This is a genomic window from Methylacidimicrobium cyclopophantes, from assembly GCF_902143385.2.
In the GTDB taxonomy this organism is placed as follows: Bacteria; Verrucomicrobiota; Verrucomicrobiia; order Methylacidiphilales; family Methylacidiphilaceae; genus Methylacidimicrobium; species Methylacidimicrobium cyclopophantes.
The window spans coordinates 1-1,027 of sequence record NZ_CABFUZ020000016.1; the positions used below are offsets into that span (position 1 = coordinate 1).

A 1,027-nucleotide genomic window follows, 5' to 3' on the forward strand; every position below is an offset into this window, starting at 1 on the left:
AGCGGCTCCCCGCGTCGCCGACCTGCTCGCCCGAGAGCTCGGCAGAAACGCCGCCTGGAGGGAGGACGAGATGGCCGCCTTTTCCCAGGCCGCCCGGGCGTATTTTCCACCCGAGCCCCAGTAGCTCCGGAGGATGCGGTTGGCTCGGCGGCCGAAAGTTTGGCTCCCTTGCATCCGCTCTCCTGCGGATCCCGAGCGAAGTCCGCGACGCGCGCTCCTTGCTTTCTCGCGGCGTTTGCCTTAAGCCACTCTTCTCATGCACTCCCTCTTCCAACCATGAAAATCCTCCTCGCAGCGCTCGGCCTTTTTTTCCTCGCTCCGGTCGCCTTTGGATCCGGCTTCTCCCCTGATCGTTCGGTCCAAGGAGAGGGGAGGGGCATCTCCCTTGGGCAGCACTCCATGGGATCGAGCGGCATCTCGCCCCGGCTGGTGCCGGTCCAGGCGGTCGAAGGACTCCCCGAAGGAATGCCGTGGGAGGACAAGTCCGCCGGGGACGGAGAAGGGGCGACGCCCTCCACGGAAGAGGGTGGGGAGCCTTCTGCTCCCCAAGAAGAAGTACCCTAAGCTCTGCCTTCCCATTAGGCCAAGAAAGAGCGGGAGGGTTCCCCGAAACGGCGGCTCGAACGTCAGCTGGCGTTGTGGAGGAAGCCTTCGCTCTTTTTCGAGAAAGGTTCACCTCCATCCAAGCGGGATCCCGCCAGGAGACTCAGAAGCCGAGGGAAGGGGAGACAAGGTGCAAAAAAAGCCTCTTCGCTGTTTTCAGTGGGTAGGGCCGGAACATCGAGGGTGAGCTTGTCCGCTTTGAGGAATGCGGCAATTCTGAGATAGCGGAAGCTTCGAAAGGCTCTGGCCATTCTTTTGGCGAGCTGGATGAGCCCGTGGATGGCTTCGATGAGTCCATTGCTCATTCGGCTCTGAAGGAAGGCGGCGATCCCGTCCAGAGGCGCCTTTCTGGTTTTAGAGAGCCTTCGGAAAGGGTCGAGCCGACAACGATCTGCCCATTAGTCTGACTTCCAATGAGATGCGG

The 1,027-nt window shown here is 61.4% G+C and carries 1 protein-coding gene and 1 pseudogene; one reads left to right on the forward strand and one right to left on the reverse strand.

Going from position 1 to position 1,027, the window contains the following annotated elements; all coding sequences use genetic code 11:
* The first annotated feature begins 276 nt into the window (after window positions 1-276).
* Window positions 277-564, forward strand: a complete 288-nt coding sequence (locus FN369_RS00525; RefSeq protein WP_142524272.1) for a hypothetical protein — start codon at window positions 277-279, stop codon at window positions 562-564.
* A 197-nt stretch (window positions 565-761) separates the two neighbouring features.
* Here FN369_RS00525 and FN369_RS11675 read toward each other — a convergent pair.
* Window positions 762-1,001 (reverse strand): annotated as a pseudogene (locus tag FN369_RS11675) (transposase); the annotation flags it as partial.
* Between the last annotated feature and the right edge of the window lie 26 nt (window positions 1,002-1,027).